Genomic DNA, 21,581 nt, shown 5'->3' on the forward strand with positions numbered 1-21,581 from the left:
AATGGAATTTGAAATATAATAACTACATGTTAATTTTTTTCAACATTTATCTTAAAATTAACCTCATCTATTTCGATTTCGTTAAAATTTGAAAGTGAAGATACAATTTCTATTTTATTTGACAAGACTTCAGAAGAAATATATTCTTCATTTTTCTTAATATCATTCAAGAAAGGAGAGCTTTCTTCTAATGTGATTGAAATTCTGTCTGTCAGTTCAAAGTCTTTGTCTTTTCGCAGGTTTTGAATTCTGTTGATGAACTCTCTTGCGATCCCTTCAGATTTTAACTCATCGGTTAACGTCAAATCTAATGCCACAGTTGTTTTTCCATCGGAAGTAACTGTCCATCCCGGGATATCTTTTGTAGAAATTTCCACATCATCAAGGGTAATTTCATATCCCTGAACATCCAGTTTTCCTTCTTTTTCAAGAGTGGAAATCTGTTCTGCAGCGAGATTGCCAATCCCGGCACCTACTACCTTCATGTCTTTTCCTAATTTAGGACCAAGGGCTTTGAAGTTCGGTTTTATCTGTTTTACAATTAAATGTGAAGCTTCTTCAGCATTAATCAGCTGTAATTCTTTCACGTTTACTTCCTGCTTGATAAGATCTGCAACAGCAAGAATCTGTTCTTCTGCTTTAGCATCCAATACAGGAACCAAAACTTTTTGCAGCGGCTGGCGAACTTTTACATTTTCTTTCTTTCTTAAAGAGAAAACCATACTGGTAATGTTCTGAGCCAAATGCGTTTTTTCAACCAAATCCTGATCAATTAAACTTTCATCAGCTACAGGGAAATCTGTAAGGTGTACAGATTCACAGTTTTCTTTACCGGTTACTTTATTTAAGTCCTGATACAACTGATCCATAAAGAATGGAGCAATAGGAGCGGATAGTTTTGCAACTGTCTCAAGACAGGTGTATAGCGTCTGGTAAGCAGAGATCTTGTCGTCAGAATAATCTCCTTTCCAGAAACGTCTTCTGCATAATCTTACATACCAGTTGCTTAAGTTATCATTTACGAAGTTGCTGATTGCTCTGGCTACTCTTGTCGGCTCATAGTCTTCATAGAAAGCTTTCACTTCCTTGATCAGAAGGTTCAGTTCGGAAAGGATCCATCTGTCGATTTCCGGGCGGTTTTCCACTTCTTTTTCAGAATAGTTGAAGCCATCTACATTCGCATATAAAGCAAAGAATGAATAGGTATTATAAAGAGTTCCGAAGAACTTTCTTCTTACTTCGTCGATTCCTTCAATGTCAAACTTCAGATTTTCCCATGGGTTGGCATTGGAGATCATGTACCAGCGGGTAGCATCCGGTCCGTATACAGCAAGGGTTTCGAACGGATCTACAGCATTTCCTAAACGTTTTGACATCTTCTGGCCGTTCTTATCCAGAACAAGACCGTTACTCATTACGTTTTTATAAGCAACTGAATCAAATACGGCAGTTCCGATAGCATGAAGCGTATAGAACCATCCACGCGTCTGGTCTACACCTTCTGCGATGAAATCAGCCGGGAATGCTTTATTGTTGTCTATTAATTCTTTGTTTTCGAAAGGATAATGCAACTGCGCATACGGCATGGAACCAGAATCGAACCAAACGTCGATCAAATCGCTCTCACGTCTCATTGCTTTTCCTGACTCAGAAACCAGTACTACTTTGTCTACTACGTTTTTGTGAAGATCCACAAGCTCATAGTTAGACTCAGACATATTTCCGATGATGAAACCTTTGAACGGGTTTTCAGCCATCAGTCCGGCTGCAATTGATTTTTCGATTTCGTTGTATAATTCTTCTACAGAACCGATGATTTTTTCTTCTTTCAGATCATCTGTTCTCCAGATTGGCAACGGAATACCCCAGTATCTTGAACGGGAAAGATTCCAGTCGTTCACATTTTCCAGCCAGTTGGCAAAACGTCCTTCTCCAGTGGCTTTAGGCTTCCAGTTGATTTCTTTGTTCAGATTAACCAGTCTGTCTTTTACAGCGGTCATCTTCACAAACCATGAATCAAGCGGGTAGTACAATACCGGCTTATCTGTTCTCCAGCAGTGTGGATAAGAGTGGACATATTTTTCTACTTTGAAGGCCTTGTTTTCTGTTTTCAACAGGATCGCAAGTTCTACATCCCAAGACTTCTCAGGAGCTGTTCCTTCATCGTAGTATTCGTTTTTGATATAAGTTCCGGAGAATACCTCAGGCACATTGTCTCCTTTGATGAATCTCCCTTGTAAATCTACCAATGGTACAAGATTGTCATTTTCGTCTTTTACCAACATTGGCGGGATCTCAGGCTGAGCCATTTTAGCAACTCTCGCATCATCCGCACCAAAAGTAGGTGCCGTGTGAACGATACCTGTACCGTCTTCAGTGGTTACGAAATCTCCTAAGATTACTCTGAATGCATTTTCAGGGTTGTCATTAGGCGTAAACCAGGGAACTAATTGCTCATATCTTGTATCAACAAGTTTTTCTCCTGTAAATTCTTTTAGTATTCTGAAAGGAATTACTTTCGTTTCCGGAGTATAGTTGGCAAAATCTTCATCTGTACCTTCTGCGTATTTTTTACCGAAAACTTTAGGTAAAAGAACACTTGATAAGACTACTGTTACAGGTTCAAAGGTATACTGATTGAAGGTTTTCACTACAACATATTCAATATCTCTGCCTACGGTAAGAGCGGTATTGGATGGAAGCGTCCATGGAGTCGTCGTCCATGCAAGGATATGTACATCTCCGTCAACATCATTGAACAATGCTGAAGAGTCCTTCTTTACTTTAAACTGAGCCACCACCGTTGTGTCTGAGACATCACGGTAAGTCCCGGGCTGATTCAGCTCGTGAGAAGAAAGTCCTGTTCCTGCTTTCGGTGAGTAAGGCTGGATGGTGTAACCTTTGTACAACAAGTCTTTGCTATACAATTGTTTCAATAACCACCAAACGGTTTCCATATATTTTGACTTGTACGTGATATACGGATCATCAAGGTCTACCCAATATCCGATTTTCTCTGTAAGATTATTCCATACATCGGTATAACGCATTACTGCTTCACGACACGCTTTGTTATAGTCTTCAATAGAGATTTTTTTGCCAATATCTTCTTTCGTGATTCCTAATTCTTTTTCCACACCCAGTTCCACAGGAAGACCATGCGTATCCCAGCCTGCTTTACGGAAAACCTGCTTTCCGTTTTGTGTCTGGTAACGGCAGAAAATATCTTTCAATGCTCTTGCCATTACGTGGTGAATTCCGGGCATACCGTTTGCTGAAGGCGGACCTTCATAAAAAACAAACTCAGGATTTCCCTGACGAATCTCAACACTCTTATTGAAGGTTTTATTTTGTTTCCAAAATTCCGCTACATTCTCTGCTACGTCAATAAGGTTGAGGTTTTTGTATTCTTTAAATTGGCTCATTGTAAATATCTCAATATCGTTGATTAATTAAGTCTGCAAATTTACTAAAATTTGTCGGTTTATAATATATGTTTTATTTAGGTAATTTCTATTAAAAAGTTCAATTTCAGAAATATAAATGGAGAAAGTGAGAAAAAGTGAATGGTGAATAGTCAATAAGTGAATTTTTCAGAGTGTTTTTTATATAAATTTTAATGCAATTTATTCAATAGGAGCGGGCTTTAGCCCGCTTAATAATAAAAACATATCCAATGGCTTTATCCAAAACCTAATAGTCACGCAAAGCTCACAAAGAACTTATGAATGCGTTAAAATTGTTCGCAAAGGCATTTCACTCAGCAAAGGAAATCTGTGGTTAAGAAAACAAAGGTGATTCAATATCCTAACAAGCGCTCATTGGCCGGAATTTTGTACCTTTAAATAGACGTATAAACCCAAATGCTGTATGAAAATCTTTTATTACCTGATGCTTTTTGTTTGTTTGATCAACACGGGCATTGTAGAAGCTCAAAATAATTATCCCCAGAATTATTTCAGAAATCCTCTCAATATTCCCATGCAGCTGGCAGCCAATTTTGGAGCTGTCCGGACGAATCACTTTCATATGGGATTGGATCTGAGAACCAATAGCCAGGAGAATTTACCGGTTCTTGCAGCAGCAGACGGCTATGTAAGCAGGATAAAAGTGGAACGATACGGATTTGGAAATGCATTGTACATCACGCATCCCAATGGTTACACTACCGTATATGCCCACCTGAACAAATATTTTAATCAACTGGATGAATATGTAAAGGAAAAACAATATAAAGACGAAAAATGGGAACAGGACATTACTTTTCAACCCGGACAGTTTCCTGTACAGAAAGGACAGCAGATTGCTTTGAGTGGAAATACTGGAGGGTCCGCAGGTCCACACCTTCATTTCGAAATAAGAGATACTAAAACAGAAGAATGTCTTAACCCGTTACTTTTTGGTTTTGCCATTCCTGATAATATAGCGCCCATTATCAGCGGTCTCTACTGGTATGATAGACGTTTCAGTACCTATGAACCTGGTGCCAACGGAATTGCAGTAAAAAAAGCCGGAAACGTTTATACTTCTAACCTCGTTCAGGTGAATTCTCAGGAGATAAGTTTTGCCATTAAAGCCGTTGATAAAGCCAATCAAGGGTTTAATCTTGGAATTTATAATGCAGAATTATTGATGGATGGCAAGCTGATTTATAATTTTGAAATTGATAAAATCCACTATGACGACACCCGATATATCAACGGCTGTATAGATTATACCAAATTCATCAGAGATAAAATGGGAATTCAGCACTTAGCAGATTTACCGGGAATGAAACTTCAGAATTACAGTACCCCAAACCTCACAGGGATTATCAGGCTTCAGGATGAAAATATTCATACCATTGAAATTGTCCTGAAAGATGTAAAAGGAAATACAAGCCGTTTAACAACAAAGCTTCAGTTAAACAAAACCTCGGACAAAATATCTTCTGCAGCAAAAACAATAATGCCTAACGAAGCGAAAACCATTACCACAGAAAATGCGGAAATTAATTTCAGCAAAAATGCAGTTTATGATGCTCTCAACTTCAATGCCTTTGAAAAACCTGATGCTGACCCGGATGCTGTTTCAAATACCATTGTTTTACATAGCCCATATATTCCCGTTCAGGATGAATATACTTTAAAGATAAAACCCAATCGAAAATTATCCAATGCTGAAAAAGATAAAGCTGTTATTGTCCTTGATTATGGCAGTGACAATGATGTTGTCAAGGTAAGGTGGAACGCTGACCGGGCAGAAGCGAAATTCAATAGGCTGGGGAAAGCAAAGTTGTTGATAGATAATAGCCTGCCGTCTGTTTCACCGGGCTGGGCAGAAGGAGCAATGGTGACTAACAGTTCTTTAGTCTTAAAAGGAAGCACAACAATTGGAGATATTGTTTCATTCCGGGCTGAGCTGGATAGCAAATGGCTTAGATTTGCCCGTGTGAAAAATAATTTTGTCTATCTTTTTGATGAAAAATGCCCGAAAGGATCAGGTTCTCATACCTTGAAAGTAACCACAGTCAATACAGCAGGGAATACCAACACGCAAACTTTTACATTCCGGAGATAAATAATCTTTAATGTCTCAATCTTTTTAATCTTTTAATTTTAATTAGATAAATTTGCCTTTTAAAAAAATAAAATCATTGGAATTTCATCCGTTAATCGAGAAAGCAGGGATTCAGGAAATCAAAACATTTCAGGAAGAAAAACTTCATGAGCTTTTGAGCTATCTTGATAGTCATTCGCCTTTTTATCAGAAATTGTTCAAAGAAAATAATACCAATATTGCTGATATTCGTACGTTGGAAGATCTTCAAAAGATTCCTACCACCACAAAGAATGATCTTCAGCAGTACAATCATGATTTTTTCTGCATCCCGCCGGATAAAATTGTTGATTACAGCACCACTTCCGGAACATTGGGAGACCCGGTGACCTTTGGATTGTCCGATAGTGATCTTGAAAGACTTGCTTATAACGAAGCCATATCATTTGCCTGTGCAGGGATTCAGAAAGGAGACGTTGTTCAGATGATAACTACCATAGACAAACGTTTTATGGCAGGTCTTGCTTATTTTTTAGGCTTAAGAAAAATGGGGGCAAGCGTGGTGAGAATGGGACCGGGAATTCCTGAACTGCAATGGGATTCTATTTTCAGATACAAACCCAAATATCTGATTACTGTGCCGTCTTTTCTGCTTAAAATGATTGATTATGCCGAAAAACACGGATTGGATTATAAAAATTCAAGCGTTTATGGCGCAGTGTGTATCGGGGAAAGCATCAAAAATCAGGATTTTACAGATAATATTCTTTCCCAGAAAATCAAGGAAAAGTGGGATATAAAACTCTTTTCAACGTATGCTTCTACCGAAATGAGTACCGCTTTTACAGAATGTGAGTTCCAAATTGGAGGCCATCATCACCCGGAACTTATCATTACAGAAATTTTAGATGATGAAGGAAATCCGGTAAAAGAAGGCGAAAGCGGTGAACTGACTATTACGACCTTGGGAGTAGAAGCTATTCCTTTGTTGAGGTTTAAAACAGGAGACCTTGTAAAAGCCCATTATGAAGCATGCCAATGCGGAAGAAATACGATGCGGTTAGGACCTGTAGTAGGAAGAAAACAGCAAATGATCAAATATAAGGGCACAACATTATATCCTCCTGCCATGAATGATATTTTGAATGATTTTAACAACATTTTATGTTATCAAATCGTTATTCAGGCTAATGAAATCGGTCTGGACGAAATTATCATTAAACTAAGTACTGAAGCAGAACGCGAAGGGTTTGTCAATGAAGTAAGAGACCACTTCCGTGCAAAATTGAGAGTAAGTCCCAAAATCGAAATAGTTGACTTTGATATTCTGTCCAAAACCGTTTTTAATCCAAACAGCAGAAAACCCATTACATTTATTGATTTGAGATAAAATTAAATCTGAAGCAAGAAGGATGGCCGCCTTTTTATATATCTTTGGTGACTTAAATATAAATATACATGATGAAAAAATTATTATTGTTGCTTTCTATATCTATTGCAACTACAACTTTTGCCCAAAATAAAATTAATTTTGAGCAAGGAAATTTTGACTTTTTAAAAGATCAAACTGAGGTAAATGTTCGGCTGGTTTTTGATAATGCAGTTTATCAGGAGAAAAATTTTACAGAAGCTCAGTATCTTGAAAATAGAAAAACAGATATTACAGCTAAAAAAAACGAAGCTGTTTGGAAGAACTGGATTTATCAGTGGGGAAGATTTAAAAGCTCTGAATATTTAGATTATTTCCTTAAAGGAATCAATGGGAAATCAAAAAAAGTAACTTTTAAAAAAGATGCACAGACAAAATATACTTTAATTGTTGATGCTAAATGGATCTATGCAGGCTGGTATGGTGGAATGATTGGCTCTCAGGAAGGGAAGCTGACTGCAGATCTTAAGTTTGTAGAAACTGATAACCCTGCGAAAATCGTAATGAAACTGCAGGCAGATAAAATAGGAGGTAAACAAATGAATAAACAGTTTGCATGGGAATACGGCAGAATAGCTGCGGCTTACGAAGTTACAGGTAAAAAATTAGGAAGTGAAATAAAAAAATCTTTAAAATAACAAAAACGGTCTGAATTTTCAGACCGTTTTTTTATGCTTGGTTTTGCTGTTCCTGTTTTTCTAACTTGATCAGGTTGGCAAGATTTTTAACCACCGTATCATGCTTTTTCACAAAAGGATTGTCTTTATTCCAGACATAGCCTGCTAAAACCGCACAGATCTTTTTCTTTACATCCGGGTTTTCCGGTTGGTGGAAGAACAGTTCCTGAAGATTTCCGGTATACCATTCTTTTACATAGGTCGTGAAAACATCTACTCCATACAAGATATAATCAGAATATTCGGTCTGCCAGTCGATTTTTTCACCGTTTAATTGTCTTAAAGCCAGTTTTGCGGCCAGCATTCCGGATTCTGTGGCAAAAGCCATACCCGAAGAAAATACAGGATCAAGGAATTCTGAGGCATTCCCCGTTAAAGCAAATCCGTCCCCGAATAAACTTTTCACCGAACATGAATAGTCTTTCAGATGCTTAGGTTCGAAAAGGAAATCCACCTCCCCAAAGCGTTTTACATAATAATCTGAAAGAGAAATTGCCTTTCTCAAAGCTTCGGCAGCATCTCCGTTTTCAGATAATTTGTCAATATATTCAGTAGGGCCTACAATTCCTACACTGGTATTTCCGTTGGAAAAAGGAATTACCCAAAGCCATACCTCTGTTTCAATAATGTCAAAAGAAATCAAAGTTCCTTCTTCCCCTGGTTCCCTGTTCATATCATGAACGTGAGAGAAGATCGCAGAGTGAGGAGCTAATTTTGAAGGTTTTTCAAGATCAAGAAGGCGCGGAAGCACTCTTCCGTAACCGCTTGAATCAATAACAAACTTCGCATGGATCTCTTTCGTTTCCCCATCCTTATTTCTTACCGTAGTCACAGAATTGGTTCCATCAAACCTGATGTCAATCACTTCGGTTTCAAATTCAAGATCAATTCCCTTATTCATAACTTCCTGAGCAAGCGTATGATCAAAATCAGCTCTCGGAACCTGCCAGGTCCAGTCCCAGCCTTCTCCGAATTTATTGCTGAAATCAAAAATGCAGACTTCGTCACCGCGAAGGAAACGTGCTCCCAGCTTCTTTTCAAAGCCCATTTTATCTAATGCGGGGAAAAGTCCGGCTTCCTCAAAGTGGTCCATGACCCTTGGAATTAAGCTTTCTCCGACAACCAGTCTTGGAAACTTTGTCTTTTCGACTACTTTTACGCTGACGTTATTGTTCTTCAGGTACGAAGAAGACACGCATCCGGAGGGTCCGGCTCCGATTACAAGAACGTCAACAGATTCTTTGCTCATCTTTGATTTTTTATTTTAATAATAACTTTTATCTTTGCCGCAAAATTAGTGACAAATAATTAATATTTTACAAAATTATCAACTATTACTTTTAATTGATGAAAATAAATAACTTTTTAGAACTGAAAGACTTTCAAAAAATTATCATTGAGAATGAAAAAATAGAACTGGATGAATCACTTTTGTCAAGAGTGGATAAAAGTTTTCAGTTTTTAAAAGAGTTTTCAAAAAATAAAGTAATATATGGTGTGAACACCGGTTTTGGGCCCATGGCTCAGTTCAAAATCAGTGACGAAGATACCCACCAGCTTCAATATAACCTTATCAGAAGCCATTCTTCAGGAATCGGAAATCCTTTACCGGCAGAAGAGGTTAAAGCATGTATGCTGGCAAGACTGAATACCCTGTCACTAGGAAATTCAGGAGTGCACCAATCTGTTGTTTATCTTCTTCAGGAGCTGATCAACAGAGATATTATTCCATTGATCTTTGAACATGGAGGAGTGGGAGCAAGCGGAGATCTTGTTCAGCTGGCCCACCTGGCTTTGGTACTGATTGGAAAAGGAGAGGTATTTTATAAAGGAGAAAGAAAATCTACCAAAGAAGTTTTCGAAACAGAAGGATTAGAACCGATCAAAGTAGAGATCCGCGAAGGTCTTGCGCTGATGAACGGAACTTCAGTGATGTCCGGAATTGGTATTGTGAATGCGTACAAAGCGAATCAGCTTACAGATATCTCCCTCAGACTTTCTTGTGCTATCAATGAGATCGTACAGGCTTACGATGATCATTTGTCAGAAGCGCTGAACGGAACGAAAAAGCATTATGGGCAGCAGAAAGTGGCAGAAAGAATGCGCGCTCATCTGGCAGACAGTAAACTGATCAGAAAAAGAGAAGATCACCTGTATACCCATTTCGAAGAGCAGGAAAAAGTATTCAAGGAAAAAGTTCAGGAATATTATTCATTAAGATGTGTTCCCCAGATTTTGGGTCCGGTATTGGATACTCTTGAATATACAGAGAAGGTTCTTGAAAATGAGATTAATTCAGCGAATGATAATCCAATTATCAATGTTGAAGATCAGCATGTTTATCATGGAGGAAATTTCCATGGCGATTATATTTCCCTGGAAATGGACAAGCTTAAAATTGTGGTAACGAAACTGACGATGCTTGCAGAAAGACAGCTCAACTACCTTCTGAATGCCAAAATTAATGAAATTTTGCCTCCTTTTGTGAATCTGGGCAAACTGGGTTTCAATTTCGGGATGCAGGGGGTGCAGTTTACGGCAACTTCTACTACGGCAGAAAGCCAGATGCTGTCAAATCCTATGTATGTTCACAGTATCCCGAATAATAATGATAACCAGGATATCGTTAGTATGGGAACCAATGCTGCGGTGATCTGCAGAAAAGTAATTGAAAATGCGTTTGAAGTATTGGCCATTGAAGCCATTACAATTATTCAGGCTGTAGAATATCTTGAATTTCAGGATAGAGTTTCATCCTCTACAAAAGAACTGTATGATGCTGTAAGGAGAATTATTCCTGCTTTTTCAGACGATATGGTCATGTATCCGTATCTGGAAGAAGTAAAGAATTACCTGAAAGGAATGTAACTATTGGCTGCTCTGAATTGTCTTAATAAAGACCCGCAAATCAACTTAAAAACTAAAAACGATATAAACACTAACGCATGAAATGTGCAATTGTAACAGGAGGCTCCAGAGGAATCGGGAGAGCAATCTGTATAAAACTGGCTGAAGAGAAAAACTATCACCTTCTGATCAACTACGCTTCAAACGAAACGGCAGCCAAAGAAACATTGGCTAAAGTGGAAGAACTTGGAGCTACGGGAGAAATTCTTAAATTTGATGTAGGAAATACCGAAGAAACACAGACCATTTTAACGGAATGGCAGGAGAAAAATCCTGATGCTGTGGTAGAAGTGATCGTCAATAATGCCGGTATCACAAGAGATGGTCTTTTTATGTGGATGCAGAAAGAAGACTGGAACACCGTGATCAATACAAGTCTGGACGGATTTTTCAATGTAACCAATTTCTTTATCCAAAAACTGCTTCGTAACAAGTACGGACGAATTATCAACATGGTTTCTGTATCCGGAGTAAAAGGAACTGCAGGCCAGACTAATTATTCTGCTGCAAAAGGAGCCTTGGTAGGCGCCACAAAAGCCCTTGCCCAGGAAGTTGCCAAAAGAAACGTTACCGTAAATGCTGTAGCTCCCGGCTTTATCAAAACAGACATGACCCAGGATTTTAATGAGGAAGAACTGAAAGCAATGATTCCAGCCAACAGATTCGGAGAAGCAGAGGAAGTGGCAGACCTTGTGGCATTTTTAGCATCTAGAAAATCTTCTTACATTACAGGAGAAGTGATTAATATTAACGGAGGAATTTATTCATAACATGGAAAATAGGGTAGTAATTACCGGAATGGGAATTTATTCCTGCATCGGGACATCTTTAGAAGAGGTCAGGGAATCCCTATATCAAGGAAAATCCGGTATTGTTTTAGATCCGGACAGAAAAGAATTCGGCTTCAGATCAGGCCTTACAGGAGTTGTTCCTAAACCGGATCTTAAAAACCTTTTAAACAGACGCCAGCGTATCAGTATGGGAGAAGAAAGCGAATATGCTTATCTGGCAACTATTGATGCTTTAAAACAGGCCAATCTGGACGAAGAATTCTTAGATTCTCATGAAGTGGGAATTTTATACGGAAACGACAGTGTTTCCCAGGCAGTAGTAGAATCTATTGACATTGCAAGAGAAAAGAAAGATACAACATTGATGGGATCGGGAGCGATCTTTAAATCAATGAACTCAACGGTAACGATGAACCTTTCAACCATTTTTAAGCTGAAAGGAATCAATCTTACCATCAGTGCAGCATGTGCAAGCGGATCCCATTCTTTGGGGCTGGCTTATATGATGATTAAAAACGGGTTTCAGGATATGATTATCTGCGGGGGTGCTCAGGAAACCAACAAATATTCCATGGCAAGCTTTGACGGACTGGGTGTTTTCTCAGCCAGAGAAGATGAACCTGCAAAAGCATCCAGACCTTTCGATGCCGATAGAGACGGCTTGATTCCGAGTGGCGGCGCTGCAAGTCTGATTGTTGAAAGCTTAGAATCTGCGCAGAGACGGGGAGCTCCGGTCATCGCAGAAATTATCGGGTATGGCTTTTCTTCAAACGGAGGCCATATTTCAACGCCCAATGTGGACGGACCCGCGTTGGCAATGGACAGGGCCTTAAAGCAGTCAGGACTCAAAGCTTCAGACATAGATTATATCAATGCTCATGCAACTTCCACCCCAATTGGTGATGCCAATGAAGCGAAAGCCATTTATGAGATTTTCGGAGGTGATGTTCCGGTAAGCTCTACCAAATCTATGACGGGGCACGAGTGCTGGATGGCTGGTGCAAGTGAAGTAATCTACTCAATTCTAATGATGCAGAACGATTTTGTAGCACCCAATATTAACCTGGAAAACCCTGATAATGAAGCACAAAAGATAAATTTAGTCGCAAAAACAAAAAATCAAAAAATTGATGTATTTTTGTCGAATTCTTTTGGGTTTGGGGGAACCAATTCTGCACTAATAGTTAAAAAATTTGATTAAAAACATGGAAAGGGAAAAAATTGTTGCTATCGTTAATGATTTTCTGGTCAACGAATTCGAGGTTGATGGAGATGAAATCAGTAATGATGCCAACCTTAAAAATACACTGGGCCTTGACAGCTTAGATTATATCGACATGGTAGTCGTGATCGAATCCAATTTCGGAGTGAAATTAGGAGAAGCAGATTTCAAAAAAATGGTAACATTCGATGATTTCTATACAACGATTGAACATAAGATTGCAGAAAAAAACGCGTAGTTATTGAGTAAATCTTTATTCTATAAAATGTGCCAATGTAATACTATCACAGTGATCCGGTAAGGGGCACTATTAAAAAAGATAGGATTACATTGGTTCTCTGTTATAATAAATTCTATATATGAACAAGTGGAAAGGTAAATCTAAAGGAACAGTACTCGGATACAGAATATTTGTCTGGTGTATTAGAAATATCGGAATCAGAAGTTCATATGGAGTGTTGTACTTTGTGGCGGCCTATTACTCGCTGTTTCAGAAGAAAAGCAACCAGTACATCTTTTATTATTTTCAGCAAAGACTCACTTACGGATACTGGAAATCCAAAGCCTCTATCTTTAAAAGCTATTTTACCTTCGGAAAAGTTCTGATTGATAAAACTGCTATTTCTGCCGGGCTCAGAGAAAAATATACCTACGAATTTGACGGAATTGAAAACCTCAGAAATCTTCTTGCTGCTAAAAAAGGAGGAGTACTGATCAGTGCTCATATCGGAAATTTTGAAATTGCCGAACATTTCTTTGCGGACATTGATTTTGACTGTCAGATCAATCTGGTAACCACAGATCAGGAAGTAACCGTCATCAAAGAATATCTGGAAAGCGTTGCCGTAAAAAAGAGCAATATTAAATTCATCTACGTGAAAGAAGACATGTCTCATATCTTTGAGATCAATAAAGCATTGTCTGATAATGAATTAATTTGTTTTACAGGCGACCGTTATTTCGAAGGATCCAAATATCTGGAAGCAGAACTGCTGGGGAAAAAAGCAAAATTCCCGGCTGGTCCGTTTTTGATCGCCTCAAGATTAGGAGTGCCCGTAGTGTACGTCTATGTGATGAAAGAAAATAACCTTCATTACCATCTGTATGCAAGGGTTGCCCGGAATATTAAAAATCGTGATTCACAAGGACTTTTACAGTCTTATGTTGATAATCTTGAGACTATGGTAAAAAAATACCCTCTTCAGTGGTTTAATTATTTTGATTTTTGGGATGATGTTGATTAATTTTTCTATTTTTATCCCATAAAACGAATAAAAAACTAAAAACCATTAAGATTTGACGAGATTTGAGATAAACCGTAAAATTTCTACGCTTACTTAACCAAAGTAATTTTTAAATATCTTAAATTCCCTGTTTCTTAATTATAAAAGCACATTCTCTTTTGAAGAAAGAATACGACATACTTGTAATCGGAAGCGGATTGGGAGGTCTTGTTTCAGCTCTTATTCTGGCGAAAGAAGGCCGGAAAGTATGTGTTCTGGAGAAAAATAACCAATATGGGGGAAATCTGCAGACTTTTTCACGGGACAAACTGATCTTTGATACAGGAGTGCATTATCTGGGCGGCTTAAGCAAGGGACAGAATCTTAACCAGTTCTTTTCCTATCTGGAAATCATGGATGATCTTGAGCTGCATCCCATGGATGAAGACGGCTATGACAGAATCAGCTTTGGAGATGATGAAATTGAATATCCACATGCACAGGGATATCATAATTTTGTGGAGCAGCTTTCCAGATACTTCCCTGAGGAGAAGGAAAACCTTGAAAACTATTGTGAAGAAATTCAGTATGTATGCAGCCAGTTTCCCAGATATAATGTGATCGGAAAAGAAAGCTACAATGAGGAAATACTGCATCTTAATACCAAGAGATTCATCGAATCCGTTACGCATAACAAAAAACTTCAGGCGGTTTTACTGGGGTCTAACTTCTTATATGCCGGAGATTCGGAGAACGTACCCTTTTATGTGCATGCCTTAACAGTAAATTCTTATATACAAAGTGCTTACAAATGTGTAAAAGGAGGGAGCCAGATCTCTAAGCTTCTCATCAGAAAACTTCGGGAGTATGGTGCAGAAGTGCATAAGCATTCAGAAGTGTCTGAATTTGTTTTCAGTGAAAATAATACACTGGCTTCTGTAAAAACAAAAACAGGAAAAGAATACAGCGCAAAACAATTTATATCAAACATAGAAATCCGTTCCACCATTAGGCTGATAGGAGAAGAAAGGCTGAAAAAATCCTTTTTGAACAGGGTTTTAAGCTGGAAACCGGTTTCCTCATGTTTTAGTATTTATCTGGTCCTGCACCCAAACAGCGTTCCAAATTTCAATTGTAACAGATATCATTATGCATCAGAAGAGCGGGTCTGGAAGGCATTTGGATATACGAAGGAATCATGGCCGGAAACCTATATGCTTTCTTCTACACCTTCCAGGCGTCATCCGGAATTTGCAGAAAGTCTTACCGCTATTTCTTATATGGATTTTGAAGAGGTGAAAGAGTGGGAAGATACCTTCAATACCGTAGCGGATGAACATGAAAGAGGAGCGGCTTATGAAAGATTTAAGCTGGGAAAAACTGAAAAACTGCTTGATGCCTTAGAAAAGAAGATTCCCAATCTGAGGCATGCTATTAAAATCATATATACTTCTTCTCCTTTATCTTACCGGGACTATATCGGGAACTTTGAAGGCAATATGTACGGTTACATGAAAAGTTCTGAGAATCCCCTCAGAACAATGGTTTCTCCCCGTACGAAAATTGACAACCTTTTTCTTACCGGGCAATCCGTTAATATGCACGGTATTTTAGGTGTTACCATTGGTGCCTTTAATACCTGCGCAGAAATTATAGGAAAAGAAACAATTGACAGAAGGCTGACACAAATGATTAATAAAAACCCGAGTGAAAAAAACTGATCTCTTTCCATCTTATAAAAAAGTGCTCTTTTATCTTACTTTTTGTTTTTTCCTCACCTCGTGCGGAATATCTAAGTCTGTGAAGCATATTCCTGATGTAAAACACTATTCGCTGGAGATACCTGATGTAAGCAGAATTAATGACAGCACTTTCAGCTATAAGCAGAATTATCTTACCAAAAACAGGCAGCAGCTCTGGGAACTTTATATCAAAGGAAATCCTTTGCAGCTGGGATATAATAACGGAGCATTAACGCAAAACCTAATGCAGAAACAGGAAGATATTTTCTTCTCAAAAGTGGAAGGATTTGTACCCTCAAAATTCAGACAAAGGCTGCTAAGAGGCTTTTTAAAATGGTACAACAGAAAAATGTACCTCAATGTAAGAGAAGACTATCAGGCAGAACTGTACGGATTATCACAATATTCATCTGATCAGTACGACTTTATTGCACCAAAATATTTAAGGAGTCTTTACCTGCACGGTGCTCATGATATTGGGCATGCTATGCAGGATCTGGCGATGGTAGGGTGCAGTTCTCTTGCCGTATGGAACGAAAATACCGAAGATGGAGATCTGTTGATTGGAAGAAATTTTGATTTTTACGTAGGTGATGATTTTGCCAAAAATAAACTGGTGGAATTTGTTCAGCCGGAAGAAGGAATTCCCTACATGTCCGTAAGCTGGCCGGGAATGCTCGGTGTTGTTTCAGGGATGAATAAAGAAGGAATTACCGTGACAATTAACGCCGGAAAATCAAAAATTCCCTGGATGGCAAAAACACCTATTTCACTTGTTACAAGAGAAATTCTTCAATTTGCCGGAAATATTGAAGAAGCTATTGCTATTGCTAAAAAAAGAAAGGTTTTCGTTTCAGAATCTATCCTGGTAGGAAGTGCTCATGACAAAAATGCGGTAATTATTGAAGTTTCACCTAAAAACTTCGGTGTGTACAAAGTACACAATACCAGCAGAGTTCTTTGTACCAACCACTTCCAGTCGGATGCCTATAAAGATGACAGGAGAAATCAGAAGCACATTAAAGAAAGCCATTCCGAATACCGTTATGAAAAGCTTCAGGAACTTGTGCAGGAAGAAAAAAAGATCACTCCGGAAAAAATGGCTTCCATTTTAAGAAATACATCCGGCTTGCACAATAAAAGTATAGGTTATGGTAATGAAAAAGCACTCAATCAGCTTCTGGCTCATCATGCCGTTATATTTTCGCCTCAGAAAAAATTAGTTTGGGTTTCCTCCAATCCTTATCAGCTGGGAGAATTTGTGTGCTATGACCTGAATGAAGTTTTTTCTGGTAAACCTTTATCACAAAGTCTGCAGGCAAAAACAGGATTGAATATTGCAAGAGATCCTTTTGCGGATTCAGAAGAATTCGGGTATTATGAACAGTCTAAAATGCTGGGCAGGGAAATCAGTGAGGCCTCAGAAAATAAAGATATACTGCTGTCGGATGATCTTATTCCCTATTATCAATCTATGAACCCTGATTTTTGGCTGGTCTATTATCAATCCGGGAAATATTATTATCACAAAAAAGAATATCCGAAGGCAAAAATTGCATTTGACAAAGCTTTGACGAAAGAAATTACAACCGTTCCGGACCGGGAAAATGTAGAAAAATACCTTAGAAAAACTTTAAAGAAACTGAAATGATTCCCAAATATATAAAACTGCTGTTCTGCGTTCCTTTTGTCATTATCATCTGTTATTCCATGTATCTATGTTCTGTTTACAGTTCAATACCGGATACAATCACGATTCATGGCTACGGAACGATGAAAGACAATTACGGGAGCAAAATATTTCTTGTATTTCCTGTGCTTATGAATCTGGTTATTCTTTTATTTATCTGGCTGATTATCAGAAGACCGGATAAAATAAAGTTCACCTTCGAAATCCATGAAGACGAAAGAGAAAAAACAGAGCATATTACACAGCTTGCTTTAGTAATTATTGCGATATTTGTTACCATCATGATGACCCCACTATCATTTTCTGATGTGGTTTTTAAATAACTGATTATGAAAAAACTTTTAACCTTACTATTGATCATTTATTCTGTGTTGTTCTTTTCCCAGGATAGAAAAGAGATTGGAAACACTTTCATTAAAGCTTTGCTGATAGATAAAAACACAGAGAAAGCACATTCTTATTTTGATCCTTCGGTAGCCGGACAAATTCCGGCAGACCAGCTTAAATCTATCACTGAGCAGCTTCAGGGACAGCTTGGAGGATTAAAAAATATTCTTGAAGTGAATAATGAAGGAAACACATACTATTACTATTCCGAATTTGAAAAAACAAAACTGGATGTTCAGCTTACCTTTAGCGAGAACAATAAGTTGCTGGGTTTCTTTTTGGTTCCTCATAAAACATTTGAAAAGCATGATGAAAAGACCACGCTTACAATAAAAAGTGATGGTATTGAACTGAACGGAACATTATTAGTTCCCCCTTCCGACAATAAAAAAAGATTGGTTATTTTCGTTCATGGCTCCGGAGCTCATGACAGGGATGAAACCATTGGAGAAAACAAACCGTTTAAAGACATTGCAGAATATCTCTTAGCCAACGGAATTGCTTCTTACCGGTATGATAAAAGAACTTATACCTATCCTGAGGCATTCACTGAAAAGTCTACGGTAGAAGAAGAAACCATTAATGATGCAGTAAATGCTGCCAATTATTTTAAAAATAGTGCCGATTTTAAGGGATATCAGATCATCATTCTCGGACACAGCCAGGGAGCGTATCTGATGCCTGAAATTGCAAAAAAAGCTCAGGCTTCAAAGTATGTTTTTATGGCCGGAAATGCAAGGCCGCTTCAGGACCTGTTAGTGGAGCAATACGAGTATCTTCATTCAATTGATCCGGCGAAAGTTCCTTCCGAAGCCGTTCAGGAAATAAAAAAGCAGGTTGCATTTTTAAACTCATCCCAATTTAATCTGAATTCACCATCATCTGAGCTACCTTTGGGACAATCTGCCGCATACTGGCAGTATTTGAAGAATTATAACCAGCTTAATGAAGTGAAGAAAATTAAAGTTCCAATGTTTTTTGCGCAGGGTGGGAGAGATTATCAGGTTACTGAAAAAGATTTTAATCTATGGAAGACTGCGCTGAAAAATAACAAAGCAGCAGTATTTAGATTGTATCCTTCCTTAAGTCATTTATTCATAACAGGTTCGGGAAAACCCTCCCCAAAAGATTACGAAACAAAAGGAAAGGTGGATGAGCCGTTTTTAAAAGATCTGTCGCAGTTTATACTGCAGTAATGTATTGCAGAATGCAAATTTTCGCCCGAAAGGATTAATATTTTTTAATGAATATTAGATATATGTGTAACATTAGATATTATTTTTCTACTAACTGTTACATCTAATCTATTAATATTTGTTAAAAAGTAATCTAAATGAAAAAAATTCGACTTAGTGTTAAGCTGTTGTTGTTTTATTCTATTTTTAGCGTAAGTGCATTATCTGCGCAAAAATATGAGCAGACCATTAAGGACTATGTTAATTCTGCAGAGGGATCGTTTCAAAGAATAAATCCCGAACTGAAAACATTCAAAATCATTAATGTAGATCCTTCAAAGAGCTTAAATGGAGATGTTGTCGGTATACAGCAGACAATTAATGGAATTCCTGTTTTTGGAAGTTCTGCCAATGTTTTGATAAGAGACGGGAAAGTTTTAAATTTTGCAGATACCTTTATCAAGAGTTATCCTTCTGCCATTAAAGGAAAAGAAAATGGTAGAAAAAGCGCGTTAGTAGCAAGCACGATTGAAAAACTAAACGGATTATCTTCCGTAAAGAATATTGATGGTAAAGAAAGCCCGATAGTGGCTAATGCGGTCTATTTTGCAAAAGGTGGTGAGCTTATCCTTGGCTACCAGTTTTTTGTTGAAGAAAAGGGAACCAGTAATGTCTGGAATACAATCGTCAGTACAGAAGATGGAAGCATCCTGTATCAGGAAAACACCACATTATCTTGTAGTTTCCATGATGAAGCCTATGATCATCACTCTGAATCATTTGCAGAGAACATCCCGGTATCTTTGCCGGCAAATTCAGCTGCAGAAAACCTGCAGAATCCAGCAAACTTTGTTTTAGCCCCTGATAATGCTACTTACAATGTGTTTGCATTCCCTACAGAAGCTCCTACCTTTGGAGCAAGAACCCTGCTTACCAATCCATGGGATCTTACTGCATCACCGGAAGGCTGGCACTCTGATGGTACCAACCATTATACCATAACAAGAGGTAATAATGCATTTGCATACACTGATGAGAATAATACCAATACACCACAGTTTTCTCCCGACGGAGGTGCAAACAGAGCATTTGATTTTCCTTTGGATGTAACGGCAGCCCATACCACCTATACTTCTGCAGCAGTAACCAATTTATTTTACAATTCGAATAAGATGCATGATGTATTTTATAAATTTGGATTTACTGAATCTGCAAGAAACTATCAGGTAAACAATTTTGGAAATGGTGGTACAGGTAACGACCCTGTTCTTGCTGAATCAAGAGATGGAAGCGGCCTTAATAATGCCAACTTTAATCCGGGCGTGGACGGAACCAGCGGAAGAATGCAGATGTTTCTTTTTTCACCAAGCGGAAATGTAAGATATCTTTATTATAATTCACCATCCAATTATACTTCCAGAGCGCCAATCGCTACTACAGCTAATTTTGGACCTCAAATTATGGGTAATCCGCCTGTAACAGGAGATCTTGCGCTTTCAACACCAGCTAATGCATGTACTACGGTTACTGCCGGAAGTTTGGTAGGAAAGATCGCTGTAGTAACTGCTGCAGGATGTAATTTTTCTGTTAAAACAAAGAATTTACAGGATGCAGGAGCAGTGGGTGTAATACAGTATCACCCGTCAAGTGATACTCCTGTAGGATTAGGAGGTACAGATGCTACGATCACAATCCCAACCATTATGGTAGGTTTGTCAGAAGGCCAGTTTTTAGTTAACGAACTTACTAATGGTATTGTAGGAAATGCAACATTAAAAACTACCGCCGTTTACAAGGATGCAAGTTTAGATAACGGAGTAATCAGCCACGAATATGGTCATGGTATTTCGAACCGTCTTACCGGAACAGGAAGCTCTTGTCTGTCTTATATTTCTTCTAATGAGCAAATGGGTGAAGGATGGTCCGATTTCTTTGCTTTGATGATGACAACCAGACCGGGAGATACTTCTGCGATGGCCAGAGGAGTAGGAAGCTTTGTTTCCGGACAGGCTACCACTGGTGGAGGAATTAGACCTGCTAAATACTCGCCGGATTTTGGGCTCAACGATTATACTTACGGACGTACAAACGGAATGAAAGTAAGCACAAGTATCCAAGGAATTCCTGTTACAGTGCCGGATGTTCACAGCATCGGATTTATTTGGGCAAGTATGCTTTGGGACCTTAACTGGAAATATGTAGATAAATACGGATACAACAGTAATGTTCTTGCTGATCCTAACAGCGGAAGTGCAAAAGTTTTACAGCTGGTAATGGATGCTCTTAAGCTACAGCCATGTAATCCTACATTTGTACAGGGAAGAGATGCTATTCTTGCTGCTGACCAGGCATCTACAGGGGGACAAAATAAATGTATGATCTGGACTACATTTGCTAAAAGAGGTTTAGGGGTAAATGCCTCTGCAGGTGCTCTTAATGGCCTTGCATTTGGTGCTAACCAGCCTATGCCGGAATTGAGCGATCAGGTAGAAGATTTCACTGTTCCTGCGGAATGTCTGGCATTAGCGGTCAAAGAAACCAGTAATTCAAAAGGAATATCAATTTATCCAAATCCTGTAAGAAATGAATTTACGATAAAAACTCCGTCTGATCTCAAGTTATCAGGAATTACAACAGTTTCTGTCTTTGATTTTACCGGAAAGCTGATCACTAAAGAAAGCATCAACCTTAACAAACAGAATACAATCAGCGCAGAAAAGCTAATCAATGGTGCTTACATTGTAAAAGTAAGCAATGACTCCATAGATTATTCTCAAAAGATTATTGTTTCTAAATAGAA

15 protein-coding genes are annotated in these 21,581 nt (G+C 38.3%); 13 read left to right on the forward strand and 2 right to left on the reverse strand.

Features of this window, described 5'->3' with window-relative positions; translation table 11 throughout:
* Positions 1 to 29: 29 nt before the first annotated feature.
* Positions 30 to 3,425 (reverse strand): isoleucine--tRNA ligase, encoded by a 3,396-nt coding sequence (ileS, locus tag BLW74_RS19120; protein WP_089695076.1) that lies wholly within the window; start codon positions 3,423 to 3,425, stop codon positions 30 to 32.
* A gap of 445 nt (positions 3,426 to 3,870) precedes the next feature.
* Here ileS and BLW74_RS19125 point away from each other — a divergent pair, with 445 nt between their 5' ends.
* The 3 genes from BLW74_RS19125 to BLW74_RS19135 all read left to right on the forward strand — a co-directional run bounded on the left by BLW74_RS19125 (position 3,871) and on the right by BLW74_RS19135 (position 7,605).
* Positions 3,871 to 5,559 carry a M23 family metallopeptidase gene (locus BLW74_RS19125; protein WP_089695078.1) on the forward strand — a complete coding sequence of 563 codons (1,689 nt, stop codon included), beginning with the start codon at positions 3,871 to 3,873 and terminating at the stop codon, positions 5,557 to 5,559.
* Between the two features lie 76 nt (positions 5,560 to 5,635).
* A complete protein-coding gene (locus tag BLW74_RS19130; protein WP_089695278.1) occupies positions 5,636 to 6,928 on the forward strand; it encodes a flexirubin biosynthesis putative acyl-CoA ligase FlxY in 1,293 nt (430 codons plus the stop codon).
* Positions 6,929 to 6,996: 68 nt separating this feature from the next.
* Positions 6,997 to 7,605, forward strand: coding sequence for a hypothetical protein (locus tag BLW74_RS19135; protein WP_089695080.1), 609 nt, complete (start codon positions 6,997 to 6,999; stop codon positions 7,603 to 7,605).
* A 31-nt stretch (positions 7,606 to 7,636) separates the two neighbouring features.
* Here the strand turns inward: BLW74_RS19135 and BLW74_RS19140 are convergent, their stop codons facing one another.
* On the reverse strand, positions 7,637 to 8,893 hold the full coding sequence (locus tag BLW74_RS19140; RefSeq protein ID WP_089695082.1) for an NAD(P)/FAD-dependent oxidoreductase: 1,257 nt from the start codon (positions 8,891 to 8,893) through the stop codon (positions 7,637 to 7,639).
* Between the two features lie 98 nt (positions 8,894 to 8,991).
* Between BLW74_RS19140 and BLW74_RS19145 the strand changes: the two genes are divergently transcribed.
* The 10 genes from BLW74_RS19145 (at position 8,992) to BLW74_RS19190 (ending at position 21,579) form a co-directional block, all read left to right on the forward strand.
* Complete coding sequence (locus BLW74_RS19145; protein WP_185116372.1) at positions 8,992 to 10,512, forward strand: flexirubin biosynthesis tyrosine ammonia-lyase FlxA; 1,521 nt, start codon at positions 8,992 to 8,994, stop codon at positions 10,510 to 10,512.
* 77 nt (positions 10,513 to 10,589) lie between these two features.
* Positions 10,590 to 11,321 (forward strand): flexirubin biosynthesis SDR family reductase FlxB, encoded by a 732-nt coding sequence (gene fabG, locus BLW74_RS19150; protein WP_089695086.1) that lies wholly within the window; start codon positions 10,590 to 10,592, stop codon positions 11,319 to 11,321.
* Between the two features lies 1 nt (position 11,322).
* The gene (locus BLW74_RS19155; protein WP_089695089.1) at positions 11,323 to 12,543 is read left to right on the forward strand and encodes a beta-ketoacyl-[acyl-carrier-protein] synthase family protein; all 1,221 of its coding nucleotides are present in this window, start codon (positions 11,323 to 11,325) and stop codon (positions 12,541 to 12,543) included.
* A 4-nt stretch (positions 12,544 to 12,547) separates the two neighbouring features.
* Positions 12,548 to 12,802, forward strand: a complete 255-nt coding sequence (locus tag BLW74_RS19160) for an acyl carrier protein (RefSeq protein WP_034692469.1) — start codon at positions 12,548 to 12,550, stop codon at positions 12,800 to 12,802.
* A 121-nt stretch (positions 12,803 to 12,923) separates the two neighbouring features.
* The gene (locus BLW74_RS19165) at positions 12,924 to 13,808 is read left to right on the forward strand and encodes an LpxL/LpxP family acyltransferase (protein ID WP_089695091.1); all 885 of its coding nucleotides are present in this window, start codon (positions 12,924 to 12,926) and stop codon (positions 13,806 to 13,808) included.
* Positions 13,809 to 13,966: 158 nt separating this feature from the next.
* Positions 13,967 to 15,508 carry a phytoene desaturase family protein gene (locus BLW74_RS19170; RefSeq protein WP_089695093.1) on the forward strand — a complete coding sequence of 514 codons (1,542 nt, stop codon included), beginning with the start codon at positions 13,967 to 13,969 and terminating at the stop codon, positions 15,506 to 15,508.
* 79 nt (positions 15,509 to 15,587) lie between these two features.
* Positions 15,588 to 17,180 carry a C45 family autoproteolytic acyltransferase/hydrolase gene (locus tag BLW74_RS19175; protein ID WP_228424969.1) on the forward strand — a complete coding sequence of 531 codons (1,593 nt, stop codon included), beginning with the start codon at positions 15,588 to 15,590 and terminating at the stop codon, positions 17,178 to 17,180.
* Positions 17,177 to 17,542, forward strand: a complete 366-nt coding sequence (locus tag BLW74_RS19180) for a hypothetical protein (RefSeq protein ID WP_089695097.1) — start codon at positions 17,177 to 17,179, stop codon at positions 17,540 to 17,542. The genes BLW74_RS19175 and BLW74_RS19180 overlap by 4 nt, the downstream gene beginning before the upstream one ends.
* 6 nt (positions 17,543 to 17,548) lie before the next feature.
* On the forward strand, positions 17,549 to 18,802 hold the full coding sequence (locus BLW74_RS19185) for an alpha/beta hydrolase (RefSeq protein ID WP_228424971.1): 1,254 nt from the start codon (positions 17,549 to 17,551) through the stop codon (positions 18,800 to 18,802).
* A gap of 137 nt (positions 18,803 to 18,939) precedes the next feature.
* Positions 18,940 to 21,579 carry a T9SS-dependent M36 family metallopeptidase gene (locus BLW74_RS19190; RefSeq protein ID WP_089695103.1) on the forward strand — a complete coding sequence of 880 codons (2,640 nt, stop codon included), beginning with the start codon at positions 18,940 to 18,942 and terminating at the stop codon, positions 21,577 to 21,579.
* Positions 21,580 to 21,581: the final 2 nt, after the last annotated feature.

Origin of the sequence: Chryseobacterium culicis (assembly GCF_900108365.1) — a bacterium.
Taxonomy (GTDB): Bacteria; Bacteroidota; Bacteroidia; order Flavobacteriales; family Weeksellaceae; genus Chryseobacterium; species Chryseobacterium culicis.

Excerpts from the sequence above, each read along its gene's own strand:
- BLW74_RS19190 (WP_089695103.1), top strand. The coding sequence starts at position 18,940 with ATGAAAAAAATTCGACTTAGTGTTAAGCTGTTGTTGTTTTATTCTATT.
- fabG (WP_089695086.1), top strand. The coding sequence starts at position 10,590 with ATGAAATGTGCAATTGTAACAGGAGGCTCCAGAGGAATCGGGAGAGCA.
- BLW74_RS19140 (WP_089695082.1), bottom strand. The coding sequence starts at position 8,893 with ATGAGCAAAGAATCTGTTGACGTTCTTGTAATCGGAGCCGGACCCTCC.
- BLW74_RS19165 (WP_089695091.1), top strand. The coding sequence starts at position 12,924 with ATGAACAAGTGGAAAGGTAAATCTAAAGGAACAGTACTCGGATACAGA.
- ileS (WP_089695076.1), bottom strand. The coding sequence starts at position 3,425 with ATGAGCCAATTTAAAGAATACAAAAACCTCAACCTTATTGACGTAGCA.
- BLW74_RS19145 (WP_185116372.1), top strand. The coding sequence starts at position 8,992 with ATGAAAATAAATAACTTTTTAGAACTGAAAGACTTTCAAAAAATTATC.
- BLW74_RS19155 (WP_089695089.1), top strand. The coding sequence starts at position 11,323 with ATGGAAAATAGGGTAGTAATTACCGGAATGGGAATTTATTCCTGCATC.
- BLW74_RS19125 (WP_089695078.1), top strand. The coding sequence starts at position 3,871 with ATGAAAATCTTTTATTACCTGATGCTTTTTGTTTGTTTGATCAACACG.
- BLW74_RS19185 (WP_228424971.1), top strand. The coding sequence starts at position 17,549 with ATGAAAAAACTTTTAACCTTACTATTGATCATTTATTCTGTGTTGTTC.
- BLW74_RS19160 (WP_034692469.1), top strand. The coding sequence starts at position 12,548 with ATGGAAAGGGAAAAAATTGTTGCTATCGTTAATGATTTTCTGGTCAAC.
- BLW74_RS19135 (WP_089695080.1), top strand. The coding sequence starts at position 6,997 with ATGATGAAAAAATTATTATTGTTGCTTTCTATATCTATTGCAACTACA.
- BLW74_RS19180 (WP_089695097.1), top strand. The coding sequence starts at position 17,177 with ATGATTCCCAAATATATAAAACTGCTGTTCTGCGTTCCTTTTGTCATT.